At 66.5% G+C, this 24,411-nt stretch carries 25 protein-coding genes; 18 read left to right on the top strand and 7 right to left on the bottom strand.

What is annotated here, in order from left to right; translation table 11 throughout:
- Window positions 1-35: 35 nt before the first annotated feature.
- Window positions 36-1,142 (bottom strand): SMP-30/gluconolactonase/LRE family protein, encoded by a 1,107-nt coding sequence (locus tag RSO01_RS25170; RefSeq protein WP_147152585.1) that lies wholly within the window; start codon window positions 1,140-1,142, stop codon window positions 36-38.
- Window positions 1,143-1,343: 201 nt separating this feature from the next.
- On the opposite strand from RSO01_RS25170, the gene RSO01_RS25165 reads away from it, so the two are divergent.
- Both RSO01_RS25165 and RSO01_RS25160 read left to right on the top strand, forming a co-directional pair.
- On the top strand, window positions 1,344-2,918 hold the full coding sequence (locus tag RSO01_RS25165; RefSeq protein WP_246158781.1) for an ABC transporter substrate-binding protein: 1,575 nt from the start codon (window positions 1,344-1,346) through the stop codon (window positions 2,916-2,918).
- Between the two features lie 81 nt (window positions 2,919-2,999).
- Entirely contained in the window at window positions 3,000-3,383 is a 384-nt protein-coding gene (locus RSO01_RS25160) for a hypothetical protein (protein WP_147152583.1), read from the top strand.
- Window positions 3,384-3,392: 9 nt separating this feature from the next.
- On the opposite strand, the gene RSO01_RS25155 is transcribed toward RSO01_RS25160, so the two are convergent.
- Both RSO01_RS25155 and RSO01_RS25150 read right to left on the bottom strand, forming a co-directional pair.
- The gene (locus RSO01_RS25155; RefSeq protein ID WP_170303341.1) at window positions 3,393-5,183 is read right to left on the bottom strand and encodes an adenylate/guanylate cyclase domain-containing protein; all 1,791 of its coding nucleotides are present in this window, start codon (window positions 5,181-5,183) and stop codon (window positions 3,393-3,395) included.
- 245 nt (window positions 5,184-5,428) lie between these two features.
- Window positions 5,429-6,595 carry a cobalamin-independent methionine synthase II family protein gene (locus tag RSO01_RS25150; RefSeq protein ID WP_147152578.1) on the bottom strand — a complete coding sequence of 389 codons (1,167 nt, stop codon included), beginning with the start codon at window positions 6,593-6,595 and terminating at the stop codon, window positions 5,429-5,431.
- Window positions 6,596-6,733: 138 nt separating this feature from the next.
- On the opposite strand from RSO01_RS25150, the gene RSO01_RS25145 reads away from it, so the two are divergent.
- Entirely contained in the window at window positions 6,734-7,252 is a 519-nt protein-coding gene (locus RSO01_RS25145) for a VOC family protein (RefSeq protein WP_147152576.1), read from the top strand.
- A gap of 52 nt (window positions 7,253-7,304) precedes the next feature.
- Here the strand turns inward: RSO01_RS25145 and RSO01_RS25140 are convergent, their stop codons facing one another.
- Complete coding sequence (locus tag RSO01_RS25140; RefSeq protein ID WP_246158776.1) at window positions 7,305-9,101, bottom strand: GAF domain-containing protein; 1,797 nt, start codon at window positions 9,099-9,101, stop codon at window positions 7,305-7,307.
- Window positions 9,102-9,371: 270 nt separating this feature from the next.
- Between RSO01_RS25140 and RSO01_RS25135 the strand changes: the two genes are divergently transcribed.
- The 10 genes from RSO01_RS25135 to RSO01_RS25090 all read left to right on the top strand — a co-directional run bounded on the left by RSO01_RS25135 (window position 9,372) and on the right by RSO01_RS25090 (window position 17,574).
- A complete protein-coding gene (locus RSO01_RS25135) occupies window positions 9,372-9,869 on the top strand; it encodes a transposase (RefSeq protein ID WP_170303340.1) in 498 nt (165 codons plus the stop codon).
- 134 nt (window positions 9,870-10,003) lie between these two features.
- A complete protein-coding gene (locus RSO01_RS25130) occupies window positions 10,004-11,605 on the top strand; it encodes an N-acyl-D-amino-acid deacylase family protein (RefSeq protein WP_170303339.1) in 1,602 nt (533 codons plus the stop codon).
- A 315-nt stretch (window positions 11,606-11,920) separates the two neighbouring features.
- Window positions 11,921-12,751 (top strand): nitroreductase family protein, encoded by an 831-nt coding sequence (locus RSO01_RS25125; RefSeq protein WP_147152568.1) that lies wholly within the window; start codon window positions 11,921-11,923, stop codon window positions 12,749-12,751.
- Window positions 12,752-12,768: 17 nt separating this feature from the next.
- Complete coding sequence (locus RSO01_RS25120) at window positions 12,769-13,608, top strand: transporter substrate-binding domain-containing protein (protein ID WP_147152566.1); 840 nt, start codon at window positions 12,769-12,771, stop codon at window positions 13,606-13,608.
- Between the two features lie 27 nt (window positions 13,609-13,635).
- On the top strand, window positions 13,636-14,280 hold the full coding sequence (locus RSO01_RS25115; protein WP_147152564.1) for an amino acid ABC transporter permease: 645 nt from the start codon (window positions 13,636-13,638) through the stop codon (window positions 14,278-14,280).
- Window positions 14,277-14,933, top strand: a complete 657-nt coding sequence (locus RSO01_RS25110) for an amino acid ABC transporter permease (protein ID WP_147152562.1) — start codon at window positions 14,277-14,279, stop codon at window positions 14,931-14,933. The genes RSO01_RS25115 and RSO01_RS25110 overlap by 4 nt, the downstream gene beginning before the upstream one ends.
- Window positions 14,930-15,718: an amino acid ABC transporter ATP-binding protein gene (locus tag RSO01_RS25105; protein WP_147152560.1), complete on the top strand. Its 789-nt coding sequence runs from the start codon at window positions 14,930-14,932 to the stop codon at window positions 15,716-15,718. Before RSO01_RS25110 ends, RSO01_RS25105 begins: the two co-directional genes overlap by 4 nt.
- Window positions 15,719-15,725: 7 nt before the next feature.
- The gene (locus RSO01_RS25100) at window positions 15,726-16,118 is read left to right on the top strand and encodes a RidA family protein (protein WP_147152558.1); all 393 of its coding nucleotides are present in this window, start codon (window positions 15,726-15,728) and stop codon (window positions 16,116-16,118) included.
- A complete protein-coding gene (locus RSO01_RS25095; protein ID WP_147152556.1) occupies window positions 16,115-16,921 on the top strand; it encodes an urea amidolyase associated protein UAAP1 in 807 nt (268 codons plus the stop codon). Before RSO01_RS25100 ends, RSO01_RS25095 begins: the two co-directional genes overlap by 4 nt.
- A gap of 11 nt (window positions 16,922-16,932) precedes the next feature.
- On the top strand, window positions 16,933-17,574 hold the full coding sequence (locus tag RSO01_RS25090; RefSeq protein WP_147152554.1) for an urea amidolyase associated protein UAAP2: 642 nt from the start codon (window positions 16,933-16,935) through the stop codon (window positions 17,572-17,574).
- Window positions 17,575-17,627: 53 nt separating this feature from the next.
- Here the strand turns inward: RSO01_RS25090 and RSO01_RS47530 are convergent, their stop codons facing one another.
- Complete coding sequence (locus tag RSO01_RS47530) at window positions 17,628-18,017, bottom strand: hypothetical protein (RefSeq protein WP_170303338.1); 390 nt, start codon at window positions 18,015-18,017, stop codon at window positions 17,628-17,630.
- Between RSO01_RS47530 and RSO01_RS25080 the strand changes: the two genes are divergently transcribed.
- Window positions 18,001-18,318, top strand: coding sequence for a LysR substrate-binding domain-containing protein (locus RSO01_RS25080; RefSeq protein ID WP_170303337.1), 318 nt, complete (start codon window positions 18,001-18,003; stop codon window positions 18,316-18,318). The genes RSO01_RS47530 and RSO01_RS25080 overlap by 17 nt on opposite strands.
- Window positions 18,319-18,518: 200 nt before the next feature.
- Here the strand turns inward: RSO01_RS25080 and pdxR are convergent, their stop codons facing one another.
- Complete coding sequence (gene pdxR, locus RSO01_RS25075) at window positions 18,519-19,922, bottom strand: MocR-like pyridoxine biosynthesis transcription factor PdxR (RefSeq protein WP_147152547.1); 1,404 nt, start codon at window positions 19,920-19,922, stop codon at window positions 18,519-18,521.
- Between the two features lie 89 nt (window positions 19,923-20,011).
- Between pdxR and RSO01_RS25070 the strand changes: the two genes are divergently transcribed.
- Both RSO01_RS25070 and RSO01_RS25065 read left to right on the top strand, forming a co-directional pair.
- Window positions 20,012-20,929, top strand: a complete 918-nt coding sequence (locus RSO01_RS25070) for an NADP-dependent oxidoreductase (RefSeq protein WP_147152545.1) — start codon at window positions 20,012-20,014, stop codon at window positions 20,927-20,929.
- Window positions 20,930-20,961: 32 nt separating this feature from the next.
- Window positions 20,962-21,579 (top strand): nitroreductase family protein, encoded by a 618-nt coding sequence (locus RSO01_RS25065; protein WP_147152543.1) that lies wholly within the window; start codon window positions 20,962-20,964, stop codon window positions 21,577-21,579.
- A 45-nt stretch (window positions 21,580-21,624) separates the two neighbouring features.
- On the opposite strand, the gene RSO01_RS25060 is transcribed toward RSO01_RS25065, so the two are convergent.
- The gene (locus RSO01_RS25060; protein ID WP_147152541.1) at window positions 21,625-22,527 is read right to left on the bottom strand and encodes a DMT family transporter; all 903 of its coding nucleotides are present in this window, start codon (window positions 22,525-22,527) and stop codon (window positions 21,625-21,627) included.
- A gap of 154 nt (window positions 22,528-22,681) precedes the next feature.
- Here RSO01_RS25060 and RSO01_RS25055 point away from each other — a divergent pair, with 154 nt between their 5' ends.
- On the top strand, window positions 22,682-23,164 hold the full coding sequence (locus tag RSO01_RS25055; protein WP_147152539.1) for a hypothetical protein: 483 nt from the start codon (window positions 22,682-22,684) through the stop codon (window positions 23,162-23,164).
- Window positions 23,165-23,906: 742 nt separating this feature from the next.
- Window positions 23,907-24,410 carry a transposase gene (locus RSO01_RS25050; RefSeq protein ID WP_170303336.1) on the top strand — a complete coding sequence of 168 codons (504 nt, stop codon included), beginning with the start codon at window positions 23,907-23,909 and terminating at the stop codon, window positions 24,408-24,410.
- Window position 24,411 lies beyond the last annotated feature (1 nt).

Genomic DNA, 24,411 nt, shown 5'->3' with positions numbered 1-24,411 from the left:
CCGCCTTGCAGAGCTCGAACTCTTTATTCTTAGCGCTATCGCGGCAGCCAGCCCAGCGCGCGCGCCTGCAGGCTGTGGATGTAGAGCCGTTCTGCGGTCTCGGTCGCTCCCGTCGTGTCGTAGGTGCCGCTGGGGTCCTGCAGGTCGTCGGTAACGCGGCCTTCCTCGTCGATGGCAAAGACGTGCCCGTACGGCTCGCCGAGCGGCAATAGGAAGCGCGGCAGCCGGAGCAACACTTTGCGCAAGAAGGGCCGTTCGGCGAGCGAGTCGGCCGCCGGGTTGCGCGGCTTGAACAGGCCGACCCAGAGCCGGCCGTCGCGACCGCGCATCACGTTGTCCGGATAGCCCGGCAGGTTGTCGAGCAGCACTCTCGCTTGCGCGCCACCGCGGTGCACGTCGATGTCGTTTGCACGTCCGTCGATCTTCCAGATGCGGTAGCGGCCAGTCTCGGTCACGAACAGGGTATGGCCGTCCGCCGAGACCGCGATCCCATTGGCGAAGGAGAAGCCACGGGCCACGACCCGTGTCTTTCCCGTCGCCGGATCGTAGGCGAGCACGCGGCCAGTGGCCGATTGCTCCATGATATCGAGCACGCTTGCCGGCAACGTGCCGCCCCATCGAGCAGGTGCGAACCGCGTCGAGGCGTCTGTGAAATAGATCATGCCGTCCGGCGCCATGACGATGGCGTCGGCATAGCCGATCGGGTCGTTGGCGCCGACGCGATCGGCCAGCACGCTCACCTGCCGATCAGGTGTGATGGCTAAAAGCCCCTTGAAGGCGTCTGCGGCAATCAGGCGTCCTTTCGCATCGAAGTCGAAGCCCAGCACGCGTCCGCCCGTGCTGGCGAAGACTTCCCGCCTGGCGCCGTCCGGCTCCATGCGCAGCAGCTTGCCGCCCTCCATCGCGGCGTAGAGCTTGCCGTCCGGCCCGATCGCAACGTGCTCCGGTCCAACCTCGCCGCCGAGGTCGATCGTGCGCAGGCCCGCCAGACGTGTGTTTGGCGCAAACGGGCCCGTGAAGGCGGGCGGCGTCGGCGCGGGCCACGCGACGGGCTCGGCGGGAACTGGCCAGAAACAGAGATAGGCGGCGGTTGCTGCCAGCACGATCGCCGCGCCGCCGGCGGCCTTGCCGATGAGACTCATGAGCACGGATCTCCAATAGGCAGGCTGGCGCAGTGCTGGCGAAGATTTATCCCTATCCGTGGCCGCGGCGGAAGACCATGGCCGAGTTGGCTGGAGCCGGGCTCGCCCGCCGAAGCTGCCAAGCGAAGGCGGGCATCTTCCTTGCATGGAGTCCCAGTCTGATCGGGCCTAGGATGGGCCGGCTACCGGAGGGGGCACACGATGAGAAACTGGATGGTGCGCATCGCGGCGGCCGTCGCGCTGCTGACAGTGGCTCTCCCCGGTGAGGCGCAAGAGCCCAGGACACTGCGCGTCGTCATGCATTCCGACATCAAGGTGCTCGATCCGGTGTGGAGCGGCGCCTACATCGTGCGCAACCACGGCTATCTCGTCTACGACACGCTGTTCGCGCTCGACGACAAGTTCCAGCCCAAGCCGCAGATGCTCGAGAGCTGGTCGACGAGCGACGACCGCAAGACCTGGACCTTCACCCTGCGCGAGGGCCTGGAATGGCATGACGGCAAGCCGGTCACGGCGGACGATTGCATCGCCTCGATCCGCCGCTGGGGGGCGCGCGACCCGATGGGCCAGAAGATGATGCCCTTCGTCGAGGACATGAAGGCGACCGATGCGCGGACCTTCGTGCTCACCATGAAGCAGCCCTACGGCCTGGTCGTCGAATCGCTCTCCAAGCCCAGCGTCGTGACCCCCTTCATGATGCCCAAGCGCGTCGCCGAGACCGATCCGTTCAAGCAGATCGCCGAGTATGTCGGCTCGGGGCCGTTCATCCTGAAGCAGGACGAATGGAAGCCGGGTGAGAAAATCGTCTATGTCAGGAATCCCAAGTACAAGCCCAGGCCGGAGCCGGCGTCGGGCCTGGCCGGCGGCAAGGTGGCCAAGGTCGACCGCGTCGAATGGGTTTGGATCCCTGACTCCCAGACCGCGGTCAACGCTCTGCAGAAGGGCGAAATCGACATCATGGAGCAGGTACCCTACGACCTGCTGCCGCTGGTCGAGAAGGACCGCAACATCACGCTGGTCAAGGCCAGCACCGGCAACCAGTACGTCTTCCGCCCGAACTGGCTGCAGCCGCCTTTCAACAACGAGAAGGCGCGCCAGGCGGTGATGGTCGGCCTGAACCAGCCGGACTTCCTGAGCGCCATCGTCGGCGACCCGCGCTATTACAAGGTCTGCAAGTCGATGTTCCCTTGCGGCTCGCCGCTGGAATCGACGGTGGGATTCGAGGGCCTGATCGAGGGCAATATCGAACGCGCCCGCGCGCTGCTGAAGGAGTCGGGCTACGATGGCACGCCGGTCGTGGTGCTGCAGGCGAGCGACACCGCGGCGCTCTCGAACCTGTCGCCCGTGGCGAAGGCGTTGCTGGAGCGCATCGGCTTCAAGGTCGACCTGCAGCCGATGGATTGGCAGTCCCTGGTCAACCGACTGCTGACCAAGAAGGGTCCGCCTTCGGAGGGCGGCTGGAACGTGTTCCTGACCTACTGGTCGATGGCCGACCTGTTCGACCCGCTGATGACGCCCTTCCTCCAGGCCAATTGCGAGAAGAGCCGCGCCGGCTGGCCGTGCGACGCCGAGATGGAGGCGTTGCGTGAGCGCTTTGCCCTGGCCGCCGACGCCAACACGCGCAAGGCGATCGCGCTCGAGGTCCAGAAGCACCAGGCGAAGATCGTGACCCATGTCCATCTCGGCGAAGGCTTCAGCGTCGCCGGCATGCGCAAGAACGTCACCGGCTGGATCGATTCGCCGGTCGTGGTGTTCTGGAATATCGACAAGAGGTAGTGCGAGGCCCGAAGCGGCTTCTTAGATATGCACTCTTCGGAGCGTTGTTTGAGGTATCATCCGTCATGCCGAGGACGGATCATGCATCGATTTGTTTTGGTATGCGCGCTTGCCTACATCGCGTCCGCTGACGTTGGGCTCGCACAGACGGCGACCAGCATCCAGGGAAACTGGGTGACAAAGACGGGCGATTGCGGCGATCTCAAGCTCAGGATTGCCAGTCAATCCCGCTCCGGCGCCATCACCGGGACCATGGAATGCGTCAGAACCGGACAGGTCACTCGCTTCGGCGAGCAATTGATCGCCGGCAAGCAGATGTCGGGCAAGTTCGACGGCACGCTTTTGAATATTGAAGGCCCGCAATCCCTGACCAGCGTCAAACTGGCGGAAGATCGCAAGTTGGTGGGCTTTGCCTACGGTGGTCCGGGCTTGGGCACAACGCCCGTTGCATTCGTGAAACAGTAGTGACGGCCGTCAGCGCAGCGCCTCGGCGGCCGCCGGGTCTTCCAGCCCGGCGGCGATGCGCAGGAACGTCGTGCCGCGCCGCTGGTGCTCGGGCTTGCGAAACATGAAGCCCGCCAGCGACCGCTCGACCTGCCCCGGGGCGATGCGCGTCGACTCGGCCAGCGCGGCCCGCGCCTTGGCGATCTGGCCCAGCCCGACATGGTTGACGGCAAGATGGGCGTATAACGGCGCGAAGCTGGGCGCTTCGCGGATGCCCTGCGTCGCGTAGCCGACGCCGTCGGCGTAGCGGCCCGCGCATCCGCTCGCCATCGCCAGGTTCAACAGCACGATGGGCCGTTGCGGGTCGCGGGGGCTGAGGCGCAGGGATTCCAGGAGATGCTCGATGGCGCTTTCCGGGTCGCCCCACAGGATCTCGATGAAGGACAGCGCGGTCACCGCCGCCATCGAGTGGGGATTGAGGTCGTAGCTCAGCCGCGCGCAGTCCAGGGCCTCGTCTATCCGGTCGCGATCGGCGGAAAAGGCCAGCAGAAGCCCCTTCATGCTGTGAGCGAAGCAAAGCGAACGATCGATCTCGATCGCCCGGTCGGCGGCCGTCACGCCCTCGTGCCACGCTCTGGATCGGTCGGCGGCCGTCGCGAAGGCGAGGTGCTGCCATTGGGCGAAGGCGAGGGCGGTGAGCGCCGTCGTGCTTCGGGGATCGATGGCCAGAGCGGCGATGGCATCGTCGATGGCGACATCGCGCAGGCCGGCGTCCGATTTCAGCCAGGCCTCCGCGGCCCTGGCGTTGGCGCGCACGGCGATCTCATAGGCGTTGAGGTCCTCCGGGCGGCGGCGATGCATCTTCTCGACCTCGGCATCGAGGATCTGCGGCGCGATGGCCCGGACGATGCTCTGCGTCAGCTCCTCCTGGACCGCGAAGATGTCCTCGAGCACCCGGTCGTAGCGCTCGGCCCAGATGTGATTGCCGCTCAGCGCGTCGATCAGCTGGCCGGTGACCCGGACGCGATTGGCCGCCTTGCGGATGCTGCCTTCCAGCACGTAGCGCACGCCGAGCTCGCTCGCGACGACCCGCACGTCCACCGCCCGTCCCTTGTAGGTGAAGGTGCTGTTGCGGGCGATCACGAACAGCTCGTGGAACCGCGACAGCTCGGTGATGATGTCCTCGCTGATGCCGTCGGTGAAATACTCCTGCTCGGGATCGTCCGACATGTTGGTGAAAGGCAGGACGGCGATCGACGGCTTGTCGGGCAGGGCCGGTGGTGCCGCGAGCCCCGGCAGGGACGTCGGTGGTTCCGTCGACCAGTCGGCTGCGGACCATGTCACGCGCCAGGCGCGAACGGGCCGGCCGATATTCTTCAGCTCGAGGCTGCCGACATCCTCGAAACCGGCCTTCAGTCGGCCTGCGACTGCGTCGTGCAGGCTCCCCGAGATCAGGATACCGCCGGGCGGCGCCGCTCCCTCCAGGCGGACGGCGATATTCACCCCGTCGCCATACAGCTCATCGTCGTCGACAATCAGGTCGCCGAGGTCGAGGCCGATGCGGAACACGATGGCGGTGTCCGCCGGTTGATCGCGATTGGCGTCGGCCATCGCCTGCTGGACCTCGATGGCGGCGCCGAGCGCCTCGACCGCGCTGGCGAACTCGATCATGGCGCCGTCGCCCGTGAGCTTGATCAGCCGGCCGCCGTGGCGCCGGACGGCGGGCTCGATGCGTTCCGTTCGATGTTCCTTCAGGCGAAAGTGCGTCCCGCTTTCGTCGATGCCCATCAGGCGGGCATAGCCCACGACATCGATGCTCATGATCGCCGCCAGGCGTCGCACAATGTGTTTGCCGGTCCCCATGGCTCCCCGAATTCGAACACGACCACGCCCCCGTGGAGGCTGGATCAGTAGCGTGTAAGGGCACGGGCGCCCGAAACAACGTGGTGACATCGTACAGGGCTCGGCGGACCAGCGTCTGTGCCAACAGTCACACCACTGCGGTGCTCGATTTCCCCGCCACTTCAGTTATTGGGCGGCTGCCTGCGCCCAGCCGTCCGCGTGGCTCAGGGTTTGGCGAACCACAGCTTGGGATCGGCCGCCCGCACGCGCGCTTCGGGCAGGCCGAGCTCGCGGCGGACGATGTTGGTTCCCTCGACCAAGGCGACGCACTTGTAGAACGCGATGCGCCGCGACAGGCCCTCGCGGCCGAAGCCGCAATCGGTGCTGATGACGAGCTGCTCCTTGGGGATGTATTCCAGCGCCTTGCGGATCAGCGCGGCAACGTGCTCGGCCGGCTCGACCACCGTGTTGCAATGGTTGACCACGCCGATGCCGATCTTCTTGTCGGTCTTGATGTGCTTGAACAGCGGCAGGTCCTGGCCGTCGGAGCTCGCGCACTCGATCGTCAGCACGTCGCAATCGAGCTGCAGCAGGTGGGGCAGGGCGCGCTCGTAGCTCGGGACCTTCCAGTGGACGCGCTGCTGGTTCGGATTGCCCCAGCAGGTATGCACCCAGATCTCGGCGTTCACGCCGGCGAGCTGGCGGTTGAAGGCCTCGGTCTGGAATTCGAGATCGGCGTCGGTTGTGCCCTCCTGCAGGGCGCGGCTGTGATGCGGCGGCTCCTCGACCTGGATCAGCGGGCAACCGGCGTCGGCGAGCGCGCGGAACTCGGCGTTCATGATGTCGCAGAGATCGAGGACCATCGCCTTGTCGTCGGCGTAGAACTCGTTCCACAGCATCGAGGCCAGCGCCGGCGCGCAGATGGCGCCGAACTTCACCGGCCGGTCGGTGAGCCGCTGCGCCACCTTCCAGAGCTCGGTGTATTCCAGCGGACCACGCGTGAGCTTCTTGGCGACAACACCGGGCTGATAGGCCTCCTGCACCTCCCACAGGATCTTTCCCGGCCGCAGCCCGTGACGGGACATCCATCCGCGCGAGGTGTCGCGATGGCCCTCGATGCCGCCGAGACGTTCGATGGGGTAGAAGAACCACGACTTGCCGCCGACGGTGAGGTCGAAGCGGCTGTCGCCGTCGGTCACGATATCGAGCCCGGCGGCTTCCTGCTCGGCGATGATGCCGGCGACCGCATCGAGATACTGTTCGCGGAACAGCGAATCGCCCAGCGCCGACTTGAAGGACCGTCCGTCCAGGCTGCGGTCGAACCAGAGCGGCCGCGGGTAAGAGCCGGTGACGGTGGTGGGCAGGATCATGTCGCGCGTGACGGTGAGCATTGGCACCTCCCGGTGATGGCGGCGGATGATAGGCTATCGGTCAATACTTGATAGAGGCGACCATTCGGCCGATGCTGTTGGCGAGAGTGGCTTTCCGGAAGCTACCCGCGTCACACCTGTCGGCAACGCGAGGACAACATGACAAAGCGCCCGATGTATCTGCAGCACGTCAATGTTTACGTCCGTAACGTCGAGCGGTCGAAGAAATGGTATGAGGAGCTGCTGGGCCTCCACGTCTACGAGTACCGGCCAGGCTGGGCCGCCTTCCTGTCGGCCGATCAGGAGCAGTCGCACGAGGTGGCGCTGATGCAGTTGGGCGACGATGCGCCCCTGCAATCGAAGGGCCAGGTGGGCCTGAACCACATGGCCTGGCGCCTCGAAAGTCTCGACGACCTCAAGGAGTTCTACGGCCGGATCAAGGCCCAGGGACAGCCGATCGAGCGCATCATCGACCACGGCATCTCGCTCGGCATCTACCTGCGCGACCCCGACGGCAACGGCGTCGAGGTGTTCTACGAGATGCCGCGCGCCGAATGGCCGGTCGACTACAACATATTCACGCGTGAGAAGACCGGGACCGGCCGCTTTCCGGGCCCCTGGGATGCCGAGATCGGCCGCAGCGATTCGCCGGCGCGGCGGCCCGCTGCCGCAGAGTAGGGCCGCCGCGGGAGTAGGAGGCATCGGTCATCGTCGCATGGCGGTGACCGCCCTACACGCCTTTTGGCCGCTCTATCTCCCCGATCGCGAGCTGCGCCAGGTCATGCAGGACGGAAAGGCCGCTGTTATCAAAATGACGCGGCTTGATGTCCAGGATGGCGAGCGTGCCAACGCAGCAACCATTGCCGAGGATCAGCGGATGACCGGCATAGAAGCGAACGCCGGGAGCGCCGGTCACATAGGGGTTATCGGCAAATCGCTCATCCAGGAGGGCATCGCTGACGACTAGGGGCTCACGCTGGAATATGGCGTGACCGCAAAAGGAATCATCGCGATGGACCTCGCGAATCTCCAGCCCGAAGCATGACTTGAACCACTCGCGATCGCGATCCATCAAAGCGATGAGCGCGATGGGGACATCGAGCGCCGCGGCGGCAACGCGCGTAATCCGATCGAAGCGCTCCTCTGGCGCGGTTTGCCACAGTCCAAGCGCCCGGGTGGCTGCAAGGCGCCGCTCTTCATCATTCGGTTCGGACGGCCGCACCCAGCGGCAGGCCGCGCGCATGAGCCAGGCCCTGATCCGCGCTCTCGCATAGATCGGCGAGTAGGGTTGCATGAGAATATCGGTAAAGGCGTCATCGACGGCACCGGCATGGGCGTGGCGCTCGCTGGCGCCGTGGTCGCCCGACGTGACGAGCACGATTGGCAGGTCGTCGCCACCGCGCAAGCGCCGGATCGCATGACATGCCTTGGCAGCGCGATCATCGCCGGTATCTTCGAGCAGCATCAGCATCGGCCCTTCGCGCTCCGCGAGCCCAGGCGCATCCTCGATGCCGCACCGGTGAACGTGCACTTCATCGGCGCGCAGAAAATCGGAAAGCTCGTCGATGCGCGACGGCTTTGCCATGGCCACGAGAGCGGACCGGCCGACGAGCGCCGTGACCAGCGATGCTTCGCCCAAGAACCGGGGCTTGGCGGCCGCCACGAAAGTCCTTGGAGAGAGATCTACCTCGTGGCCCTCGGCGGCGGCGAGGATATGGGGCCCCGCCATGCGCAGGCTGTCCGACCGCAGCGTGTCGACAATGGCGTCGATCGCAGCGTCGTCGCGAATCGGATCATGGTGGGTGAGCGCGAGCTGTTCCACCTGCGCAAGTCTGGCAACCGCAAACGCGTACTCGATCGTGCTGTGGCCCCAGCCGATCTTGCGCGGGTATTCGCTGGCGAGGTACTGCGCGTCGTGCGCGACCAGGTTGGCACCTGCCAGGAACTCGGCGTGGCGCCGGTCTTCTCCGAAGATATCGCCGACGCCGGTTGCGAGCCCGCGCGAATGAGGCTCGTGATCGCAGGCATAGACAAACGCGACGTCGTCCGCCTCGAGCCGGTAGCCCAGCGTGAGCGTCGGATGGTTGAGGTAGCGCGTGGTGACGTCGATGTCGCCGATCCTCAGGCGCCCCTCGACGAGCTCATGATAGCGAATTGTGGCGCCGAGCTGCTCTATGGCCACGGGAAAGTAGATGGATTGCATCTGGCCGGCGAGAGTCTGTCGCAAGCTCTGGCCGATGCCGCGTGGCGCGTAGATGTCCCATTCGAAGCCCGGAGCGAACAGCGGCGCGAAGAACGGGATGCCCTGGATGTGGTCCCAATGGGTGTGGCTGATCAGGATATGGCCGGATAGCGGCTCTCCGCGCGCCATCAATTCACGCCCGAGACCTGCGGCTCCGGTGCCCATATCGAGAATGGCGAGCGTGCCGGACTTCGATCGGACCTCGATACAGGACGTATTCCCGCCATACCGCAGCGTTTGCGGACCAGGCGTGGCGATCGATCCTCGCGTGCCGAAAAAGCGCACTCGCACAGCTTCCCCCGCTGCAAACGCCGGGACTTCGAGCGCTCCATTGCCAGAAAGATTAGGTTTTCTGGCCTGCCTTGCCAATATCTGCGGTGCGGCCGATCCGGGCGGTGGGTCAGCGAAGTGCGAATCGGATAAGCGTGACCTGTAGCGCTTATGTGCGAATCCGCACCGTACGGTCTCCCAGCGTCGACTACGCATCTACCGTGCGAAAGCGAAGCTCGGCTGCGCGACTCGCAGTTTGCGTTCTCTTTCGCTTGGAGAGGCATCTTGGAAAAAGGGCAAGAGGCCGTGGAATCGGAAGCAGATCGAAATTTTCGCGAATCGCTGGCGATGTTTTCGGACGAGATCAGCGCACATCGCTACCTCGAGCGGGTGCTCTGGCCTGATGGCGTGTGTTGCCCACGGTGCGGCGACGGCGGAAAGGTCGGTGAGCTGAATGGCGTCTCTACCCGCATCGGCACCTACAAGTGCTACAAGTGCCGGAAGATCTTCTCGGTCCTGCACGGCACGTTGATGAGCGCAAGCCACGTGCCGGCCCACAAGTGGCTTCAGGCAATGTGGCTGACGGAAGGCGGCGCCAAGCCGATGCGGGCGTACCATCTGGCGCGCATCCTGAACGTGTCGTTCAAGACTGCCTCGTCGATGATGCGCCGGATTGTCGAAGCGACCCGGCCGGCTTCGTCCTGCATCGAGAGCGCGGGCGCCACGCGCTCACAGTCGACTTCGCGATCCGCCGACCGGATGGCCGCTCGCTTGACGACGTAGGACTGTGTGCGCCGTGTCGGCGTTGGCGACACAGTCTTCCGGCGTTGCCGCCCTCCAGGGGCAAACCTATCCTGCGATACGACAGCCATCTGGCGATGCCGGCCTGGATCGGCGCTCGTGAGAGGGAGGCGGTGATGGACGACATCCTGATCAGGGGCGGCCAGGTGATCGATGGCACCGGCGCGCCGGCCCGCGTGGCCGATGTGGCCATCCGCGCCGGCCGCATCGTCGCCATCGAGGCGGACCGGGCGGACAGCGCCGATCGCGTCATCGACGCCCACGGCTCGGTGGTGGCCCCGGGCTTCATCGACATCCACACCCATTCCGACTTCACGCTGCCGCTCAACCCGAAGGCCGAGGCCAAGATCCGCCAGGGCGTGACGACCGAGGTGGTCGGCAATTGCGGCTTCTCCGTCGCGCCGGCACTGCCCGGCAAGGTCGACGCGCTCCGCGAGTATCTGTCCGGCAGCGCCCCCTGGCTGACGTTCGAGGAAACCGACTTTGCCCGCTACATGGACCGCTGGCCCGACATCGCGGTGAACACCGTGATGCAGGTCGGCCACAACACGCTGCGCCTGATGGCGATGGGCATGGAAAACCGCGCGCCGCGCGAGGCCGAGCTGCGCCACATGCAGGACATGCTGGAGGAGGGGCTTTTAGCCGGCGCGCTCGGCCTGTCGTCCGGCCTGTTCACCGCGCCGGGCAGCTTCAGCGAGCGCGACGAGCTGCGTGCGCTCGGGCGCGTGCTGAAAGCCCACGGCGCGCGCTACTCCTCCCACATCCGCGACGAATCCCATGCCGTGCACGAGGCCGTCGCCGAGGCGATCGACATCGGCGAGCACTGCGGCGTCCATGTGCAGATCGCCCACATGAAGCTCAGCGGGACCGACAGCTGGGGCCAGGCCGATCGCCTTCTCGCAGCGATCGACGCCGCCCGCGGCCGCGGCGTCGACGTGCACGGCGACCAGTATCCCTATGACTGGGCCACCAACCCGCTGCGCTTCCTGCTGCCGACCTGGCTGCATGAAGGCGGCGTTTCGGCGACCTTGGAACGCCTCGCCGATCCCTATGTCCGCTCGCGCATCCGCCAGAAGATCGCCGAAGTCGGCTTCAACAACTTCGGCCAGATCGAGTCCTGGGCCGACATCCGCATCGCCATCTCGCCCCGTGGCGCCGCCGAGCCCGGCCGAACCATCGAGGAGATCGCGCGCGAGCGGCGCTGCGATCCGCTCGACGCGGTCTGCGACGTCATCATCGCCGACAAGGGCGCGACCCGCATCGTGGTGCGATCGATGTCGGAAGCCGACGTCCGCGCCATCGCCGCCGACCCGTCCGCCCTGGTCGGCTCCGACGGGCCCTGCGTGGCGCCCTATGGCGTGACCGGCCAGGGCAAGCCGCATCCGCGTCTCTACGGCACCTTTCCTCGGCTGATCGGGCACTATGCCCGCGATCTCGGCCTGCTCACCTTGCCCCAGGCGATCGCCAAGATGACCGGTGGCGCCGCGGCGGCGCTCGGCCTGGCGGACCGCGGCCTCCTGCGCGAAGGCCAGGCGGCCGACGTCGTCCTGTTCGACCCGGCAACGATCATCGACCGGTCGACCTACGACGACCCGCACCAGTATCCGGCGGGCATCGCGACGGTGATCGTCAACGGCACGATCGTGATCGATGGCAGCGAGCACACCGGCGCTCTGCCGGGCCGGCTGCTCAGGCGGCGGGGAGCGGTGCTGGCGTGACGGCTCACGGGGAGCAAGGCTGATCAGTGCTCGTCCCTGCTGGTTAGCCTTTAGGTCGCACACTCCTTCCGCCCTGGTCGGCTCCGACGGGCCCTGCGTGGCGCCCTATGCGTGCAGCCGGTGTGTCGGCAATGAAGAAGAGGTCGACGCAGCCCCCTCTCGGCGGTCTGCGCCAGGGCGCGGAAGTAGGCGATGTCGGTCGAGCCCGCGGCACTGGCCTTGGGGTGCAGCCAGGCTGCAGGGTGGCCGCCGGCCGGCTCGGTCGAGATGCGTCGATTCTCCGATAACTTGGCATGCTGATTGCAGCTCAGAAGCATGACCTCGTTCGCAGACGCAATCGAGCAACGCTTCGGCGACGGAGGTCCTGCGGGCAGGTCTGCCGACACTGCGCTGATTGGTCGGGTGCTGAGCCGCAAGACCGTGCGCCGCTACAGCGACGTCATGCCGGATGAAGGCCTGCTCGACCTGCTGGTCGCGGCAGCGCTCAGCGCCTCGGCCAAGTCGGATTTCCAGCAGGCCTCGATCCTGCGTGTCGTCGATCCAGCCGCGCGCGCGGCAATCGGCACGCTTTTCCCCGCCATGCCCTGGATCGGCGTCTCGCCGGTCCTCTACGTCTTCCTGGGCGACGCGCGGCGTCTGCAGCGCATTGGCGAGCTCCGCGACAAGCCGGTGCGCAACGGCACGCTCGAGGGCTTCTTCAACGCCGCCGTCGACGCCGCGCTGGCCTTGCAGACCATGATCCTGTGTGCGGAGGATGCTGGCCTCGGCGTCTGCCCAATCAGCGTGCTGCGCAACGAAGTCGACAAGGTCGCCGCGATCCTCGGGCTGCCCGACCTGGTGTTCCCAGTGGCCGGCCTCTGTCTCGGCTATCCGCAGGGGCCGGGCTACGTCAGCCTGCGCCTGCCGCGGCGCGTCACCACGCATCTCGACCGATACGACGATTCGCGGCTCGCCGAGGAGGTCGACGACTACGACCGCCGCCGCGACGCCCGGCACAGCATCCCGCCGGACCAGCACCGCTCCAACGCCGAGTTCGGCAAGGCGGCGTTCTACGGCTGGTCGGAAGACAAGGCGCGCCAGGCCGCCAAGGCCGAGGGCGCGGCTTTCCCGCCGTATTTGCGTCGCCACGGTTTCACGCTCGACTGAAGGAAAGGGGATTTGTCATGACGTCCAGTTTCTCCCGTCGCCATGCGCTCGGCCTGCTGGCCGCGCCGCTTGCCGTGCCGCTTTTCAGCCACGCCGCGTCGGCCGCCACGCTCGAGGAGATCAAGAAGCGCGGCTACATGATCGTCGCTACCGAGGACGATTTCAGACCCTTCGAGTTCGTCAAGGACGGCAAGCCGACCGGCTTCGACAACGAGCTGCTGGAAGATCTGCGCAAGTTCGCGCCGTTCCAGGTCAAGCAGGAGATCATTCCCTGGACCGGCCTGCTGGCGGGCGTCAGCACCGGCAAGTACGACGTGGCGCTGACCGCGGCCATCATCACCAAGGAGCGCAAGAAGTCACTCGACTTCACCAGCCCGATCGCCGACGCCACGCATTATTACGTCAAGCGCAAGGGCGACACCTCGATCACCTCGATCAAGGACCTGAGCGGCAAGACCTGCGGCGTGCAGGCCGGCAGCGCGCTGCTGGGCCGGCTGCCCGAGCTCGAGACCATGCTGAAGAAGGACGGCGGCAAGCTCGGCAAGGTCGTCGAGTACACGTCCTATCCGGAGGCCTACCAGGACCTCGCGCTGAAGCGCGTCGACTATGTCGTGAACACCATCATCAACATCAAGGCGTTGGTCACCGAGAAGCCCACGGTCTTCGAGATCGGCCAGGCGGTGTCGGGCAAGTCCTATCCGGCCTGGGCGGTGGCCAAGGACAACAAGGAGCTGCTGGCCTTCCTCAACGAGTTCATCGGCAAGGAGAAGGCCAACGGCCGCTTCGCCGAGCTGCAGAAGAAGTGGTTCAACGAGTCGTTTCCCGACCTGCCGGTCACCTTCGAACCGGAGTTCTAGCTCCACGCGTCGCGCCGCCGTGCCGTCATGACGCCGGGCGACATCTCCGCCTTCGCCCAAGGTGCCGTGGTGACCGTCGCACTGTCGGTCGCCGGCATCCTGATCGGCCTGCCGGTGGGGCTGGGCCTCGCCCTGATCCGCTGGGCGAGGGTGCCGGTGATCGGCCGGCTGGTCGCACTCTATGTCAGCATTCTGCGGGCCACGCCCCTCGTCACGCTGCTGCTGCTGCTGTTCTTCGCTCTGCCCAATGTCGGGGTGCCGATCGATCCATATTCGGCGGCGATCCTGGCGCTGTCGATGAACACCTCGGCGTTCAACTGCGAGATCTGGCGGGCGGCGCTGCTCGCCTTCCCGAAGGACCAGCTCGAGGCCGCCATGTCGGTCGGCATGAGCGCCGGCCTGCGTTTCCGCCGCATCGTGCTGCCGCAGATCGCCCGCGCCAGCCTGCCGGCGCTGGTCAACGAGATGTCGCTCTTGATCAAGGTGACGCCGGTGCTGGCCGTGGTCGGCGTGGTCGACATCACGCGCGCCGCCGTTCGCATCGGGGCCGAGACGTACGAGCCGCTGCCGCCGTTCCTGGTGGCGGTCGCCCTCTATGCGCCCATCATCTACGGGCTGGTATCGCTGCAGCGCTTCATCGAGCGGCGCCAGGCCGCGGCGGAGGCGGCGTGATCCACGATTTCGGCATCGTGTGGGACCAGCGCGGCCTGTTGATGAGCGGCCTTGCCAACACGGCGCTGCTCTCCGTGATCGCTGCCGTGGTTTCGCTGCTGCTGGGCTCGGCGCTGACGCCGGCAATGATGTCACGACGCCGTGCGGTTGCGGGGGCGGCGCGCGCCTTCGTCGATGCCATGCGCTGCATTCCCTTCCTGCTGTTCGCCTACATCGTCTATTACGGCCTGCCGTCGCTCGGCATCAACTTCGACAACTGGAGCGCCGGCCTGGCGGCATTGATGCTGTACAACACCGCCTACATGGCCGAGATCCTTCGCGGCGCCTGGGCCGCCATGCCGCGTGAGCCGATCGAAGCCGGCACCGCCTTCGGCTTCTCGGGCGTGCGGCTGTTCCGGCGCATCGTCCTGCCGGGCCTCGTGCTGTCGGCCGGGCCGGTGGTCGGCAACCAGCTGATCCAGATCATCAAAGACAGCGCCTTCCTCACCATCATCGCGCTGCCCGAGCTGACGCACGCGGCGAGCTCGATCCAGTCCCGCTACTACGTGCCGTTTGCCGCCTTCATCACCGCGGTGGCCCTCTACTGGGGCCTCTGCCTGGTTGTCGAGGGCGGCGTCAACGTGCTGCGCCGTCTCGCGGACGCCCGTCGATGAACGCACTGCCGCATCCCGTGCTGAACGTGGTTGGCGTGTCCAAGAGCTTTGGCGCGGTGGAGGTGCTGTCGGACATCAGCTTCCAGGTCGGCAAGGGTGAGACCGTGTGCGTGCTGGGGCCGTCGGGCTCGGGCAAGTCGACGCTCCTGCGCTGCATCAACTGGCTGGAAAAACCCGATGCCGGCCACGTCTATCTGAACGGTGAGCCGGTCGGCGTCACCTCGGCCGGCGTGGTGATGAACGACCGCCGCCTGTCGCAGATTCGTACGCGCATCGGCATGGTGTTCCAGCACTTCGCGCTCTGGCCGCACCTCACGGTCCTGCAGAACCTGATCGAGGCGCCGCTGCAGGTGCAGCGGCGGCCCAGGGCCGAGATCCACGAGGAGGCGTTGGCCCTGCTCGCCAAAGTCGGGCTTCATGACAAGCGCGACGCCTTTCCGGCCCGGCTGTCGGGCGGCCAGAAGCAGCGGGTGGGAATAGCCCGGGCGCTCGCCATGCGGCCCGACCTGTTGCTGTTCGACGAGCCGACGAGCGCGCTCGATCCAGAGCTCGTCGGCGAGGTGCTGGTGGTGATGCGCGATCTCGCCCATGAGGGCATGACGATGGTGATCGTGACCCACGAGATGACCTTCGCGCGCGAGGCCGCCACGCGTGTGCTCTTCCTCGACCGTGGACGGATGGTCGAGACTGGCACGCCCGACCAGTTCTTCTCGCGGCCCGCCACGGAGCGGGCCCGCCAGTTCCTGCAGCGTTACGCGGCAGAGGCCGTGACAGCACAACGGTGAGGCCAGCATGCAGCCGATCTTCCATCTCCTGCCCGATGCCCCCAAACCGGTGGCGCCCTACAGCCACGCCGTCGAGGCCGGTTCGTTCGTCTTCGTGACGGGTCAACTCGCCACAGATCCGGACGACGATGCGCTGCCGTTGCCGGATGGCATCGAGGCGCAGACCCGCAAGGTGTTCGACAATCTCGACCGCGTGTTGAAAGGCTGCCGACTGGACTTCGGCAATGTGGTGATGGTGCGGATTTTCCTCACAGACTTCGACCGCGACTATCCCGGCTTCAACGCCATCTACGCGACCCAATTTCCCGACGGCAAGCGGCCGGCCCGCACCACGGTCGGCGTGAACCGGTTGGCGCGCGGCGGTATCGTCGAGGTCGACATGATCGCGGTGAGATCATGACCCGGGAAGGGATCGCCGAAGCCAACCGCCGGCGCTACGAGGAACTGCGTGCGGCCGGCCAGGGCGAGACGACCAAGGCGCTGCCGCCACTGACCGCCCTCGACGGGGCACCGATCGCGCCCGGCGCCGTCATCCGCAGCGAGACGGTGCCGCCGGGCTGGTACGAGACCGTGCGGTTGCGGCGCGGCGAGGCGTTGCGAATCGTCGACGTCTCCGGCCGGGCGAGCGTGTCGCTGATCGGGTGGTGCCTGCACGACACTGCGGAGCGTCTCAACTGTGCCGACACGGCCAAGGTGCAGTGGAGTGCGGCGCTCGCCAAGGGGCGGGTGATCCTGACCGACATGGGTCGGGTGTTCCTGTCGCTGATCGAGGATACGAGCGGTGCGCACGACCTGCTGGTCGGCGGCTCGACGCCGGCATCCGCCCTGGCGGCTTACGGCGAGAGCGCGCGGAACACACACGACAATTTCCTCGCCGCAGCGGCCAAGATGGGCCTCGGCCTGCGCGACATCCCGCCCTGCGTCACCTTCTTCGCGCCGGTGTCGCTCGACGGTGACGGTCGCTTCCGATGGAACGGCGATGCCAAACGGCCGGGCGACTTCGTCGACCTGCGGGCCGAGAGCGACCTCGTGGTGGTCGCCTCCAACTGCCCGCACCCCCTCGATCCGGCACGGCCGGCCCAGGGCGGACCGGTCGAGCTGGTGCGCCATCGTGCGCCGCCGGCCGCCGCCGACGATCCCTGCCGCACGATTTCGCCCGAGATTGCACGCGCCTTTGCCTTCACCGACCGGTTGTACGCATGACGGAGACCGCGATGTCCAATCGTCCGCTGCCCGATCCCGCCGATGCGGTCTACAGCCACGACGTGCCGGCCGAGCGACCGTGGTCGCGGTTGCTGAAGGCGGGGCAGACACTGCGCATTGTCGACCTCGAAGGCCAGCAGGCGGTCGACGCACTGCTCTACTGCGCCGAGAACCCCGAGGAACGTTACAGCGCCCAGGACACCATGCGCGTGCAGGGCTCGGCCTATATCGGGCTGGGGACGCGGCTGGTCTCCAACAAGGGCCGCACCATGGCTCACGTCGCCGCCGACACCTGCGGCCGCCACGACACCTCGGCAGGGTGCTGCTCGTGCGAGAGCAATGCCGTGCGCTTCGGCGAGCAGACCCGCTACCAGCACGCCTGCCGGGAGAACTTCATCCTGGAGCTGTCGCGTCATGGCCTCGGCAAGCGCGACATCGTCGCCAACCTCAACTTCTTCATGAACGTGCCGATCGATCCATCGGGCAACTTCACGGTGGTCGACGGCATCTCGGCTGGCGGCAACCACGTCGACATCGTGGCCGAGATGGACGTGATCTTCGTGATCTCCAACTGCCCGCAGGTGAACAATCCGTGCAACGGCTTCAACCCAACGCCGGTGCGTGTCCTCGTTTGGGACCGGCCAGCCGCCTGATGGGATGAGGCGTACGGCGTCCCACGGCCTGGCGTGTCGTCGAGCGTCCGGGCTTAGCGGCCGAGAGGCCGGGCGAGCCGCCGGATCAGCGTATCATCTGTCGCGACCGAATGCCCGGCGCGTTCGACCCAGATCACGTCCTCGACGGGGATCGGAAAGTCCTCGACACGTTCCGCCAGCCACTGGCGCGCGAGCCGCAGGGCGTGGGTCCATTGATGGCGGATCGGCTGGGCGGTGCGGCGGTACAACGGCGCGCCTCTCTCCGTCGGGTCGACGATGCGGCAGGCAATTCGCATGCCCGCAATAGCCTTCGGCCGCGCGAGAAAGGCATCGTGGCGCGCCGGCTGGCGGTGGTGGGCCACGGGCTCTACGGCTCGCGCGAGCGCGTCGCCCGCCCAGCGAACGATCAGGACTACCTTGGCTACGATGAGAGCCTCGATCACGTGCCGCAGCTGGCTCAAGACCCTGGCCGGCGATCGCGGCTTCGCGCTGCGCTCCAACGACCTCCTCACCCTGATGACCTCGGCGCGGGCCGGCCTCGGCCTCGCCGTCCTGCCCTGTATCATGGCGAGCCATGAGCCTGAGTTGGTCCGGGTACCGACCGAGCCACCGCCGCCCAGCCGTGAGCTGTGGCTGGTCTTCCACCGCGACGTCGGCCGCTCGCCCGCCGTGCGCGCGGTCATTAACCGCATCACCGAGATCACGACTGCGGCGAGAAAGGCGTTCCTCGGTGAGCAAAGCTGATCAGTTACTTGTCCTGCTGACTGGCCTTTAGGTCGCGAATCCTGGGCCGACATCCGCATCGCCATCTCGCCCCGTGGCGTGGCCGAGCCCGGCCGAACCATCGAGAAGATCGCGCGCGAGCGGCCTTGCGATCCGCTCGACGCGGAGGCGGCGAGGAACGGTGCTGGGGTGATGCGGGTCTGCCCGACTGGCTAGTGGGCCTATCGAGCCAGCTCTGCCAGCTTGCAACAGTCGGCCGACAGCCGCCGTTCATCGAGGTTGGTCACGCAAAGCGACAATCCCTGCTGCGGAGACTGCATGTACCAGGGCGAAAGGGGAGACGGCGCCAGGCCGAACGGCAGGGCACGGGAAGCCATCTCGACGTCCGACGCGACCTTGGGCATCAGGACCACCACATTGAGGCCCGCGGCCGCTTTCACGGTCATCGAACCGGATGCCACCTCGCCCAGGCAACGAAGCAAGCTCTCCCGTCGCGAGGCATAAAGCCGCTTCATGCGGCGGAGATGGCGAAGGTAGTGCCCTTCCCGCAGGAATGCCGCCACGGCGCACTGCACGGGCGCGGCGGGCGCCGGCGCCAGGCACGCCGCGAGCTCGCCGAACCGACGCGCCAACTCCGGCGGTATGACCAGGAAGCCGAGGCGCAGCGCCGGGCTGATGGTCTTGCTGAAACTGCCGATATGCAGCACCCGTCCCCCGTGATCGAGAGACGCGAGAGCCGGAGCAGCCCGTCCTTTCAACTGCAGCTCGCTCAGGTAATCGTCCTCGATGACCCAGGCGCCGTTCCGCCGGGCCCATGCGAGCAGCGCAAGTCGTCGCGGCGGCGACATCGTCATCCCGAGCGGCGCCTGCTGGCCTGGCGTCACGACGGCCAGCGCGGCGCCGGCGGCGCTCCGCAGGCCGGCGGCAATATCCAGGCCTTCCGCGTCGACCGGGACAGCGGTCACTGTCATGCCCGCCAGGCCGAGCGCGGTGCGCGTGAGCGGAAAGCCCGGATCCTCCATCCAGGCTGCCTTCCCTTCGAGCTCGAGTCCACGAACCGCGAGACCGAGCGCACTGGCGAACCCGGTCGTCACGAGCACCTGGGAGGGAGTGCACCGAATGCCGCGCGCGATCGCCAGGTAGGCCGCGATCTCCTTGCGCAGGTCCGGCTCGCCGCGTGGATCGGGATACGCGACCGGCGCCGTCGCCGCGCGCCGGGCCTCACGCGCGAGGATGCGTGACCACAGCTTGAAGGGAAAGGCATCCTGGGAGGGCACGCCCATCTGGAAGGGCAGAGGCACCGTTCCGAAGTCGTAATAGAAGAGCTCCGGCAGAGGGGGCGCTTCCGGCGACCAGGCGGGTGTCGAAGCAGGGGACAGGCGCTCGGCGACGCGCGTGCCCGCCGACCCCATGCCGATCGCCAATTCCTCGTTGATCAGGCGTTCGTAGGCCACGCGCACGGTGCCGCGCGAGACGCCAAGCTGAGCCGCCAGGTCGCGCCAGGACGGCAGCCTGGCGCCCGAGGTGAGCCGCCCTGTCTCGATGGCGCTGCGGATCGCCCCGTAGATCTGGACGGCGAGCGGCGTCTTTCCGCCACGATCGAGGTCGATGCGGGGGCCAGCCATGGCTCGATGGTACTCTCCGATTTGCCGGTTTCGGTACTGTTTTATGACCACGGCAGACGGCATCTCCAGCGCGGACCAAGGAGATCGGCATGAAGGCAATCGTTGTGACGGACCAGGCCGCGGGAACGGCCGGGATGAAGCTGGTGGAGCGGCCCGAGCCGCAGGCGGCGATCAACGACGTCGTCGTTCGGGTTCATGCGTCGGGATTCGTCCCGGACGAGCTGACGTGGCCCCCGACCTGGACCGATCGCCTCGACCGTGACCGGACACCGTCGATCCCCGGCCACGAGCTGGCCGGAGTGGTCACCGCTCTCGGATATGGCACGAGGGGGCTGTCGGTGGGACAGCGGGTGTTCGGCCTTGCGGACTGGTATCGCGACGGCACCCTGGCGGAGCATGTGGCCGTCGAGGCACGCAACCTCGCGCCGCTGCCGGGCGACGTCGACTTCACGGTGGGCGCGAGCTTGCCGATCTCGGGCCTGACGGCGTGGCAGGGACTGTTCGAGCACGGGCGCCTTCAGGCGGGGCAGAGCGTCCTCGTGCACGGCGCGGCCGGCGCCGTCGGTTCGATGGTGACGCAGCTCGCACGTGAGTTCGGCGCCTACGTCATCGGCACCGGACGCGCTGGCCACCGTCAGGCGGCGCTCGACTTCGGTGCGCAGGCGTTCGTCGACCTCGAGAACGACGCCCTGGAAGACGCGGGCGAAGTCGATCTGGTGTTCGATGTCTTCGGCGGCGACATCGCGAAGCGGTCCGCTGGCCTCGTTCGAGCCGGAGGAACCCTGGTGACCATCGCCGGCCCGACCGAGGCACGGCCCGCCAACGGCCTGGTTGTCGACTTCGTCGTCGAGGCCGATCGCGCTCAACTGGGTGAGATCGTCCAGCGGGTGCGGGACGGACGACTGCGGACGAACATCGGCAACGTCTCGACCCTCGATGACGCCGTCGCCGCCTTCAACCGGACCAAGCGGATCAACGGGAAGACGATCATCCGCGTTCGTCCGTGAGCGACAAGCACCTATCGATGCGAGGAAGCACCATGACCAACGCTGTCATCGACGCTATCGTGAGCCGCCGCACCACCAAGTACTACGACCCTGCCGTCACCTTGAGCGATGACCAGATCCGCGAGCTGGTGCGGATCGGCACCACCGCGCCGACATCCTTCCACTTGCAGAACTGGCGCTTCATCGCCGTGCGCACGCCTGAAGCCAAGGCTCGGTTGCGTCCGCTCGCCTGGGATCAGCCCGCCGTCACCGATGCAGCCGTTACCTTCATCATCTGCGGCCAGTTGGCCGATTCCAGCGTCATACCAGAGCGCCTGGCACCGGTGGTCGAAGCGGGCATCATGCCGGCAAAGGTGGTGCCGGATTGGGAAGGCCCCGCACGTGGTCTTTATTTCGAGCACCCGCAGCGCCAGCGCGACGAGGCAGTTCGCACCGGCGCCATCGGTGCGACGGCGATGATCTATGCGGCCCGCTCGCTGGGCCTGGGCTCGACGCCGATGATCGGTTTCGATGCCGAGGCGGTGCATCGCGAGTTCGGACTGGCCGATGACGAAGTGCCGGTCATGCTGTTGTCCATCGGGGCAGAGCGTCCAGGAAACTGGCCGCAGAAGCCGCGCCGTCCGGTGGCCGAGGTGCTGGATCTCATCTGAGGCTCGTCGGGCACGTCATCACATGGAAGTCGACGGGACGGACGGCTAAGCAACTCGGCCCGATAGCCGGCGCGGCAGCGGGCCTCCGCTGGCGAGATAGACGCCGACGCTGATGACGGCGATCCCGATCCAGTCCGCGGCGGTCGGCCATTCGTCCAGGATGGGAATGGCAAGCAGCGTGGCGATGACCGGGCCGAGCGCGATGAAGGCGCCGGCCCCCGAAGCGCCCAGCAACGTCACCGCGCGGCCGAACAGGACAAGCGACACGACTCCCGTCAGCAGGCCTTGATAGAGACCCTGCCAGACGAGTTCGTACCAGGGTGCAGCGAGAACACGCGGACCGAACAGGGCGAGATAGACCGGGATATAGACGATGAGCGAGGCGACGCAGGCAATCGCCGTGGCGTGCAGGCCGTCGAGCCGCGCCTTGCGCAAGGCGACGGTGTAGGCCGCCCACAGGAGGGTGGCCGAGAGAAAGATCGCCTGACCGATGCTCTCGCGTCCGCCGAAATCGCCAAGGCCGAGGCCTGCGATCATGACGGCGCCTGCGATGATCAGCGCGATGCCGAACTTGCGCCAGGCGATGAGCTTCTCCTTCAGCACGATCACCGCCATGGCCGCGGTGGTGAGCGGCAGCACGCCCTGGGTGAAGGCGCTGGCCTGCGACACCGGCGCGAAGGCAAGGCCGGCGCCGACAGTGAGCGTATAGGCGGCGCCGCCGCCGATCGTGATGGCGGCAAAGCCCGTCCAGCCGAGCCGGTCGAGCGCCCAGCCTCGTCGCATCACCACCGGCACCATGATGATTCCGGCGACGGCGAAACGCAGCGCGATCAGGTCGACGACGGAGAGATTGTTCGCCATGCCGACACGCATCACGACCAGCCAGCCTGCCCAGATGGTGATGGTGACGACGGCGCAAAGCGCGCCCAGCACAAAACGCGACGACATGGCGCCACCTTAGCAGCGCGTCGCCGGGATGGTGCAATCCGGGGATTTGCCTGGTGCTGAATAGATAGATCCCAATGCGCGCGAGCGCGCGTAATAAGGTACTATCGGGAGCCGGCCGCCCCACAGGGGGCAGCTCGTCTCGCAGGCCGCACCAATGACGACGCCCCGACACTTCCATGGATTTGTCAGCCGGTTTTCCGCTGGCGGCCGCAGCCTGTCATCGAGCGACAGGCAGGTAGTAACCTCTTTTCTCCAGCGGTCGGGTATTTCCGTTCAGGGCATCCAGCAGTTCCTTGGCGGGGAGAGTGTTGCGAATGTCGGGGATCGCCACAAGCTGGCTGCGAAAGTCGGCGAGTTGCTCGACGCGAAGCAGGTTTTGCCGGTCGGTCACGCAGCGTTGCTGCTGCCGGCGGTGCAGTCTGCGCGCGAGGTCACGCGGCGCGCCCTGAAGCTGCAGAATCTCGGTTTCTCCAACACGAGTGCACAACAGTTCGTCGCCGGCCTGCCGATGAACGGCGCCGACGACCGCCGGATTCTCCCGCAGATCGTCATCGCCGCTCTCCGCAGCGCGCTCGGCCCCCACGGCGGCGGGTACAACCAAATGACGCTCGACGATACGAGTGGCAAGGAGAAGTAGAGCTCGCGTTCCCGACGACATGCCCTGTCATAGCGAACGCTTGAAATACGGGGCCACGGAATGAGTTCTGTGCCAATGCCGTGGTCGCCGAGTTGCGGCAACTCCACGCTCTCGACTGCAAATTGCAGTGGTATCTCGGCAAAGCTCGCTCGAGGCATGGCAATGCAAATTGGCGAAATCGAAACGTCGCCTCGAACAAGGGCGGCAAAATTGTCGCATGAGCGCACAGAGCAGAGGGTTGTTGGCGACGATGTGACGGGCAGAGGGCCTGTCTAGTTCCTGCGAGCAAGACCAACGGTTTATTGGGAGATGCTGATTCCCGAGATGCACTGAAGAGTGCCGAGAAATTGCAGTGTGAGGCGTCCGAAGCCCAGCCCGTTGAGCAATCAGCTCGCGGCGTCAGCGAATCTTGATAGGCGATGTGACTTTCCGTCTTTGCCACGTGGCTGCAGGTAGTTAAATGCGCGCCGTGTGTGGGGAGTGAATGTAAGGGCATTCACATGTTTGACGAATGCTTGACCTCTCGCGCGCTTCGCGGGCCGGGCTCGCGAGAGCGCTCGGCAGCTGGAAGAACTCGTACGGACTTTGCTCAGGAGGGTGACATCAGTTCAGGTCGTTAAGGCGATTTCGATGTGGTGGGACACATCGAGATCATTGGGGCTCGAGGGGTCGAGCGTGTCTTCCGAAGAGGGTGTGGGCTATGGAACGAGAGTTGAATAGCAGCGCTCGCGAAGCGCTGGCCATGTTCGCGGACGAACTCAGTGCACATCGTTACCTCGAGCGCCTGCTGTGGCCTGGCGGCGTGTGTTGTCCACGCTGCGGCAACGCCAAGGTCGGCAGACTGAACGGCGCGTCGACTCGTTTGGGCACTTTCAAATGCTACAGCTGCCGCAAGCCGTTCTCCCTCCTGCACGGCACGATGATGAGGTCGAGCCACGTGCCGGCCCACAAGTGGCTGCAGGCCGTCTATCTGACCGACGGCGGCACCAAGCCCATGCGGCCGTATCACCTGCAGCGCATCCTGAACGTGTCGCTCAAGACGGCATCATCGATGATGCGCCGCATTGGCGAGGCGGCCGGCAGTCTGAGCCCGGCTTCGACGGCCAAGGCGCCGCCACCCGCCGCACCGACGCCTTCGCTTCGCGCCAGGCCAGCCCGCGCCGCTCTTGCGGCAACCGCCGCTTCGGTCGCCTTGGCCGCACTTGGCACCTGCCTCCGTTTTGCCGAGCCGATCCTGAGTCTATGAT

Source organism: Reyranella soli (assembly GCF_007992495.1).
Taxonomy (GTDB): Bacteria; Pseudomonadota; Alphaproteobacteria; order Reyranellales; family Reyranellaceae; genus Reyranella; species Reyranella soli.
The sequence above is the reverse complement of the archived record's forward strand: the minus strand, read 5'-3'. Positions and strand labels throughout refer to the sequence as shown.

Bases quoted from the DNA above. Each gene is read 5' to 3' on its own strand.
- pdxR (WP_147152547.1), bottom strand. From the start codon at position 19,922: ATGGCTGGCCCCCGCATCGACCTCGATCGTGGCGGAAAGACGCCGCTC.
- RSO01_RS25080 (WP_170303337.1), top strand. From the start codon at position 18,001: ATGAGAGCCTCGATCACGTGCCGCAGCTGGCTCAAGACCCTGGCCGGC.
- RSO01_RS25105 (WP_147152560.1), top strand. From the start codon at position 14,930: ATGAACGCACTGCCGCATCCCGTGCTGAACGTGGTTGGCGTGTCCAAG.
- RSO01_RS25130 (WP_170303339.1), top strand. From the start codon at position 10,004: ATGGACGACATCCTGATCAGGGGCGGCCAGGTGATCGATGGCACCGGC.
- RSO01_RS25120 (WP_147152566.1), top strand. From the start codon at position 12,769: ATGACGTCCAGTTTCTCCCGTCGCCATGCGCTCGGCCTGCTGGCCGCG.
- RSO01_RS25145 (WP_147152576.1), top strand. From the start codon at position 6,734: ATGACAAAGCGCCCGATGTATCTGCAGCACGTCAATGTTTACGTCCGT.
- RSO01_RS25165 (WP_246158781.1), top strand. From the start codon at position 1,344: ATGAGAAACTGGATGGTGCGCATCGCGGCGGCCGTCGCGCTGCTGACA.
- RSO01_RS25065 (WP_147152543.1), top strand. From the start codon at position 20,962: ATGACCAACGCTGTCATCGACGCTATCGTGAGCCGCCGCACCACCAAG.
- RSO01_RS25095 (WP_147152556.1), top strand. From the start codon at position 16,115: ATGACCCGGGAAGGGATCGCCGAAGCCAACCGCCGGCGCTACGAGGAA.
- RSO01_RS25160 (WP_147152583.1), top strand. From the start codon at position 3,000: ATGCATCGATTTGTTTTGGTATGCGCGCTTGCCTACATCGCGTCCGCT.
- RSO01_RS25115 (WP_147152564.1), top strand. From the start codon at position 13,636: ATGACGCCGGGCGACATCTCCGCCTTCGCCCAAGGTGCCGTGGTGACC.
- RSO01_RS25100 (WP_147152558.1), top strand. From the start codon at position 15,726: ATGCAGCCGATCTTCCATCTCCTGCCCGATGCCCCCAAACCGGTGGCG.
- RSO01_RS25070 (WP_147152545.1), top strand. From the start codon at position 20,012: ATGAAGGCAATCGTTGTGACGGACCAGGCCGCGGGAACGGCCGGGATG.
- RSO01_RS25050 (WP_170303336.1), top strand. From the start codon at position 23,907: ATGTTCGCGGACGAACTCAGTGCACATCGTTACCTCGAGCGCCTGCTG.
- RSO01_RS25060 (WP_147152541.1), bottom strand. From the start codon at position 22,527: ATGTCGTCGCGTTTTGTGCTGGGCGCGCTTTGCGCCGTCGTCACCATC.
- RSO01_RS25055 (WP_147152539.1), top strand. From the start codon at position 22,682: ATGACGACGCCCCGACACTTCCATGGATTTGTCAGCCGGTTTTCCGCT.
- RSO01_RS25125 (WP_147152568.1), top strand. From the start codon at position 11,921: ATGACCTCGTTCGCAGACGCAATCGAGCAACGCTTCGGCGACGGAGGT.
- RSO01_RS25170 (WP_147152585.1), bottom strand. From the start codon at position 1,142: ATGAGTCTCATCGGCAAGGCCGCCGGCGGCGCGGCGATCGTGCTGGCA.
- RSO01_RS25155 (WP_170303341.1), bottom strand. From the start codon at position 5,183: ATGAGCATCGATGTCGTGGGCTATGCCCGCCTGATGGGCATCGACGAA.
- RSO01_RS25150 (WP_147152578.1), bottom strand. From the start codon at position 6,595: ATGCTCACCGTCACGCGCGACATGATCCTGCCCACCACCGTCACCGGC.
- RSO01_RS25090 (WP_147152554.1), top strand. From the start codon at position 16,933: ATGTCCAATCGTCCGCTGCCCGATCCCGCCGATGCGGTCTACAGCCAC.